This is a genomic window from Mesorhizobium waitakense (genome assembly GCF_056431085.1).
Genome location: NZ_JBWKME010000213.1, coordinates 1 through 6,437, shown reverse-complemented (window position 1 = coordinate 6,437; position 6,437 = coordinate 1). Strand labels below are relative to the sequence as shown.

At 63.2% G+C, this 6,437-nt stretch carries 4 protein-coding genes and 1 pseudogene; 2 read left to right on the top strand and 3 right to left on the bottom strand.

The genetic code is table 11. The features are described 5' to 3' along the window. Positions 1 to 633 precede the first annotated feature (633 nt). The 3 genes and pseudogenes from AC07FD_RS37920 to ssuD form a co-directional block, all read right to left on the bottom strand. A pseudogene (locus AC07FD_RS37920) lies at positions 634 to 882 on the bottom strand (dimethylsulfone monooxygenase SfnG); the annotation flags it as partial. A 165-nt stretch (positions 883 to 1,047) separates the two neighbouring features. Continuing rightward, entirely contained in the window at positions 1,048 to 2,502 is a 1,455-nt protein-coding gene (locus AC07FD_RS37915; RefSeq protein ID WP_478353983.1) for an FAD/NAD(P)-binding protein, read from the bottom strand. Then, entirely contained in the window at positions 2,499 to 3,671 is a 1,173-nt protein-coding gene (ssuD, locus tag AC07FD_RS37910; protein WP_478353982.1) for an FMNH2-dependent alkanesulfonate monooxygenase, read from the bottom strand. The genes AC07FD_RS37915 and ssuD overlap by 4 nt, the downstream gene beginning before the upstream one ends. Positions 3,672 to 4,657: 986 nt before the next feature. On the opposite strand from ssuD, the gene ltrA reads away from it, so the two are divergent. Next, positions 4,658 to 5,980, top strand: coding sequence for a group II intron reverse transcriptase/maturase (gene ltrA, locus AC07FD_RS37905; protein ID WP_206073813.1), 1,323 nt, complete (start codon positions 4,658 to 4,660; stop codon positions 5,978 to 5,980). A gap of 207 nt (positions 5,981 to 6,187) precedes the next feature. Then, a partial coding sequence (locus AC07FD_RS37900) for a transposase (protein WP_478353981.1) occupies positions 6,188 to 6,437 on the top strand: 250 nt, incomplete at its 3' end.

The window sequence follows — 6,437 nt, the reverse complement described above, 5'->3', positions numbered from 1 at the left end:
CAAAACGAAGATGATCGTAGCGCTCGCCCGCAAGTTGCTCATAGCCTTGTGGCGTCTGAGCACGGTGGGTGAGATACCGGATGGGGTCATGCTTCGGCAGCCAGCGTGAACAGGACTGCGAGAAAACCGAACAAGCAACTCGGCGTCCGGTCGGATTTTGCTGACAGGCCGTCGATGATCCGAGGTGGTGGTGACCCGAACAGAAACCTGGCTCCGATGGCCGTCTGGAGAATGGGCCCGCCGCCTCGGAGCCTTGCCGCCGAAGCGAATGACTGCTTCATGGTCCGGATCCAGTATGGATCCAACCGAATACAAGGTCGCGGCGCATGTGTTGCGCGCGAGGCGGGTTCCCCTCGGATCATCTCAACTATGCGGCCCTACAACAGGCCGCCTCAATCAACGGGTTGAAACGGAAGAAATAACGAAATGGGCAGTCGCGATGGCTTGACAAACAAATCCCCATACAAGGGTTCTGTGAGGTCGCGCGGCGGTGATGGTCTGGCTTGGCGCGGTGCGCGACCTCATTGAAGCCGGATTGAGCGAACCCGCTGACGCGGCCACGCGCTATGGGATTAGTATCGCGAAGCCTGCTCTAGGTGTGCGGCTTGGTGTGATGCAACGCTGCCATGTCGGTGAAGACGAGGCCGAGACGCCGACGTTGAACGCCACCGATTCATGCTGCTCGTCCGCGCCGTAGCCGGCGGTGAAACGGATCTGGCTGAGCGCATAGTCGAAGCCGGCCTTCTCGGCGATCTGCGCCAGCTTGCGATTGTATTCAGCCGAATGGTTGGTGCGCTGCTCGATGTTGGAGATCACCAGGCCGCCCGAAACATTGGGCACCCAATAGGCGAACTTGATCGCGTCGGTCTCTGCGTGTGCCATGAACTGTCTCCCCTTCAGGCCGTGTCGTTGATCGATCCGACCGCAGCCGGGTTCCACCAATATTTATTATGTTTATAGAATATATATACAAAGACAGATTTTTCGGTTTTTGCGACCCTCTGGAGACGGAAATACCAATTTGGTCGATGTTCCGGCCTGCGCTTGTCAGCGCGCCACCGCCGCCTGCGCGGCATCGGGGTGGTCGACCCCGGCCAAAGGCGGAGCGTCGAGCAGACCCGCGACCTCGGTAGCAACCGTTCGCGCATGGCGCGCCACCTCGGGCAGCCCCATGAGTTCGCCAAAAGTGCCCCGCGCCAGCGGTCCCGCCACGAAGAGCGTGGCGATGGCGCTGCCATCCTGACCGACGGCGCGGCTGTCGGAGCTGGTTTCAATACCCAGCCCGTAGCGGTCAGCTCGGATCAGTCCGGTATCGGCCAGCGAGCGCAGCGCCGGATTGAGTTGGAGGGCTTGCCCATGCGCCGGACCCGTGGTGTTGATCACGACTGCGAAGCGCGCGGTCTCGATCTGCGTTCGCCCTCGCCGCTGATAGCTGACGGCAAGGTTGTCATCCTCATCGTTCGACGCAACCAGCTTCGCGGCGATATTGTCGAATGTGCCTGAAATGGCACGGCGGTCGAGCACGGCCTCAACCTGGGGCGCGATCCTGAAGCGATGCACGTCCCAGAACACGCGCAGCCGGCGGACCAGTTGCGCCCGCTCGGCCGGACCGAGTGCCAACCAGACCGACGGTCCCTGCAGACGCAGCTGGTCGAAGACGGAATGCCAGGGCACCTCAGCCGCACGCGCGGCCACCAGCGTCGCGCGAATGTTCTCAAGCAGACCAAGCGCCGTGGCAGCCGGCACTGAGGCGAAGTCGCCAAAGGGTGTGCCCCGCACGTCTGGATGGCCGCGCGAGCGCAGCCCGTGGCGCGACAGCGCAAGGATGCGGCCGCGATGGCCACGGCGGTCGAGCTCGGCGACCATGTCAGCCGACGTCAGCCCAGAGCCGACGATCAGCACCGACGCTTCGGGCGCGATCGTCGAAAGAGCAATGGGTGCATATGGATCTGCCACGAAGCCCCGTGCCTGCTCAATCGGCAGCAGCGCGGCGGGAATGCCAGGCGGCAGATGCGTCATCGCAAGGACGACAATGTCCGCGGCGACGGGTCCATCGGAGGTGTGGACTGTCCAGGCCGCGCCATCGCGTGCGACGCCTGTGGCGAGGCCTTTGACATGGCGGATGGCGCCCGACGCAAGATGCGGCGCCAGATGCTCGCAGACATAGCGGCCAAAAACGCGCCGGCGCGGGAAGGCATTGCCGTCCCTCCACACCGCATCGGTGTCGCGTTGCAGTTCGCCGTCGCGTGCCAGCCATCGCAGGAAATGTTCGGGATCATCGGGCGACAGGCTCATGCGGACGGCCGCGACGTTGATGCGATGCGCCGGCTCCTCGCTGGAATAGGCCAGGCCGCCGCCGAGGAACGGGCGCGGCTCGACCACGGAAATCGAGACGTGCTCCGGGCGATGCGCCTGCGCCAGATGCCAGGCAACCGCCGCGCCGGAAAAGCCGCCGCCAACGATGGCGACACACAACCGCCGGGTCGGAGGAAGCGCGTTCACGAGGCGCTGGCGAGCGACTTCGGCCGATGGTCACCGGCGATGGTCTCGCCGAACGGGCCGGTATTGACCGACGAGCCGGCGACTTTCACCGGGTGATCGGTCGGCAGCTTTGGCAGCACCAGTTCGCCGAAACGATAGGCTTCTTCCAGATGCGGATAGCCCGAAAGGATGAAGGTATCAATGCCGAGGCGTCGATATTCGTCGATGCGCTCGGCGATGGTGTCAGGGTCGCCGACAAGCGCCGTTCCGGCGCCGCCGCGCACCAGGCCGACACCGGCCCAGAGGTTCGGCGCGATCTCCAGCTTGGCGCGGTTTCCGCCATGCAGCGCGCTCATCCGCGCCTGGCCGACCGAGTCCATGCGGGCAAACACCTTTTGCGCCGAGGCGATCGTCGCGTCGTCGAGCCGGCTGATCAGCCGGTCGGCGGCTGCCCAGGCTTCTTCCGTCGTTTCGCGTGCAATGACATGCAGGCGGATACCGAAGGAAAGCTTGCGGCCTGCCTTTTCGGCCAGTTCACGCACGCCGTCCAGCTTGCGCTCGACATCGGCGGGCGGCTCGCCCCAGGTCAGGTATTTGTCGATCTCCTGCGCCGCGACCTGCGATCCGGCATCGGACGACCCGCCGAAATAGAGCGGCGGGTATGGCGCCTGCACTGGTGGGAACAGCAGCCGGCCATCCTCGATGCGGAAGTGCTTGCCTTGATGCTCGACGGTCTCGCCACTCAGCACCCGCTTGTAGATCTGCAGAAACTCCTGCGTCACCTCGTAGCGCTCGGCATGCGAGAGAAAAATGCCGTCGCCCTTGTTTTCCAGAGGATCGCCGCCGGTGACAACATTGATCAGCAGGCGCCCGTTCGAGATGCGGTCGAGCGTCGCCGTCATGCGCGCCGCAAGCATAGGCGACTGCAGGCCCGGCCTGACTGCCACGAGAAACCGCAGCCTTTCGGTCTGTGGCGCCAACGCCGATGCGATGACCCAGGAATCCTCGCAGGACCGGCCGGTCGGCAAGAGGACGCCGTAATAGCCCAGCGTGTCGGCCGCCTTTGCCACTTGCGTCAGATAGGGCAAGTCCACCGCCCTCCCCCCTTCGGCAGTGCCGAGATAGCGGCTATCGCCATGCGTCGGCAGAAACCAAAGCACCTTGATGCGGTCTGGGACTTCGCGGGTCATGTGTCGTCCGTGCTGTTGATGACAATCGTCGGCGAGACCCGCCGCGGCTGCGGGCAGCGGTGGCGAGGATGCCCATCCTGGCTATTCCGCGAAACAAAATCGCCAATCAGATTGCTTAGTATACCAATTCCGTAGAATTAGTTTTCCAAATGATCGGCCTGCCCCCGGATTTTTTGTCTCACGCTGATGGAATAGACGAGCCAACCGCGGCGCTCGCCACCCCGCAAGGTCGGCCGGGACAAACGTTGCCGATCAGAAAAGGAAGGGCCATGCCGCTTCCCTTCCGCCTTCCGGATCACTCAAGCGATAGCGGACCTTTTAGGGTTGCCAAACGCCCCCAACTTGGTCGCACGAAGCGCCTTGCTCAGTATCTCCCGGGCCTGTCACCTCTGGCGGACGTCGCAACGCGGACGCGACCCGAAACGAAATCCGGACTTGCCGCGTGATCTCTCGTGGCCAGGTGCCGGTCCAGAACCCTGCTAGCCCGGAAAATTCAGTGCGCCCCGATGGCGCGTATCACCAGTGGAGGAAGGTTCCACCCAGATAGTAGTCGATTGGTCTGGTAGCTGACGAGCGGCTCGGTCGGGTAACTGGCCGGGTCGAAGCCTCGTGACAAAGGCCGCCTTGGGCGGTTGAGCAATCCGATGGGCCGTAACGTGAGTGAAGCCTGAGCAGGCCTCGAAAGTGATGATGTGGATGCCGACCCGCCTGAATTTCGGGGAAGGCCGCGCGAACGGGGAAGCAATCGACATGTGCACCCGTTCGATCCGCCGGGGTAATGGGCACGGCACGTCGGAAGGGTGATGCGGGTAACGGGGGAGACCCGCTCGGCATGAGGGTAGCGGCCTCAACGCAGCCGTCAGGGCGGCGGTGCCGGTGGGAGTCGGACAGGGTCATAATACCGCTGAAGCCGGGTAATGCCGGTGGAGGGAAGGGCCCTGACTTCTGGTGTGCTTTCGAAGTTGGTTAGGAGGGGGTGATTGGCGATGAGCCTCGAAACACCCGAAAAGATCAGGCACCTGCAGAGGAAGCTGTATCGTAAGGCGAAGGCGGAGCCCGCTTTCCGCTTCTACGTGCTTTACGACAAGATCTGCCGTGAGGACATGTTGCGCCATGCCTATGCGCTGGCCCGCGCCAATGCGGGTTCGCCGGGCGTGGACGGCGTGACATTCGCGAAGATCGAGGCGGAAGGCGCGGAGAGGTGGCTGGCGGGCCTGCGCGAGGAACTTGTCTCGAAGACCTACCGGCCGCAGCCGGTGCGACGGGTGATGATCCCGAAGCCGGGGGGCGGCGAACGTCCGCTCGGCATCCCGACCATTCGGGACCGGGTGGTTCAGACCGCCGCCAAGCTGGTGCTGGAACCGATATTCGAGGCGGACTTCGAGGATGGTGCCTATGGCTATCGGCCCAGACGCAGTGGGACCGACGCAATCAAGGAAGTGCACCGGCTTGTCTGCCGGGGCTACACGGACGTGGTAGACGCCGATTTGTCGAAATACTTCGACACGATTCCGCATTCGGACCTCCTCACATCGGTGGCCCGGCGCATTGTCGACCGGCACGTGCTGCGGCTGATCAAGCTGTGGCTGAAAGCGCCGATCGAAGAGCGGGACGGTGACGGGAAACGGCACGTGAGCGGTGGTAAGAGCAGCACGCGCGGCACGCCGCAAGGTGGGGTCGCAAGTCCGCTGCTCTCGGTCATCTACATGAACCGGTTCCTGAAACATTGGCGGCTCACCGGACGCGGCGAGGCGTTCCGTGCGCATGTCATCTCCTATGCCGATGACTTCGTCATCCTCAGCCGCGGGCACGCGGACGAGGCGCTGGCGTGGACACGTTCGGTGATGACAAAACTCGGGCTGACGCTGAACGAGGCGAAGACCTCGCTGAAGGATGCCCGCACGGAGCCTTTCGACTTCCTTGGCTATACGTTCGGACCTCACCGCTACCGGAAAGACGGCCATTGGTACCTGGGTGCGAGCCCATCCAAGAAGAGCGTGCAACGGATCAAAACGAAGATTGGCGATCACTTGGTAAACGGCAACAAAGAGCCGTGGCCCGTGGTCTGCACCCAGCTGAACAGGCTTCTGCGCGGCTGGTCAGGCTACTTTGGCTATGGAACACGCTTGCCGGCCTATCGAGCGGTCGACAACCACGTCTATGACCGTGTTCGCGCCTTCCTGCGCAAACGGCACAAGGTGCAAGGACGCGGCACACAGCGTTTCTCCGACGACATTGTCTTCGGAAAACTTGGTGTCCTGCGTCTTCGACGCGTGCACATTGGACCGCCGCCGCGTGCCTCACGATGAAACCAGTCGGAAAGCCGGATGCGGGAAATCCGCACGTCCGGTTTGATGAGCGGGGAAGGGAGACGGAGCGAGGCCAACACGGCCCAAGCCACCGCGCCCCTCCTCGACTCTACTGGGGGGTTGGCGGATGTGGTGCAAGCCGTTGAAATGACGTAGGATTTGGTTGCTTAAGCCGATCCGAACCATTTCCCGGAGACCACACCCGCGATGAATGATCTTATGCTGCCGTTGAGCGGTTTGTCATCAGTCGGCGGCAAGTCCGTCGTCGCCCGTTTTGACGGCGGCATGTTGTCCTCGAACAGTGGTGTTCTGGCTCTGGCCGAGGTGGACCGTGTGGCGCGTTGCATCGACGATCCGCGCCGCCCGGACCAGATCATCCACAGCCTGGCGGACATGATCGGCTTTCGCATGAAGATGATTGCCGCCGGCTACGAGGATGGCAACGACGCCAACCGGC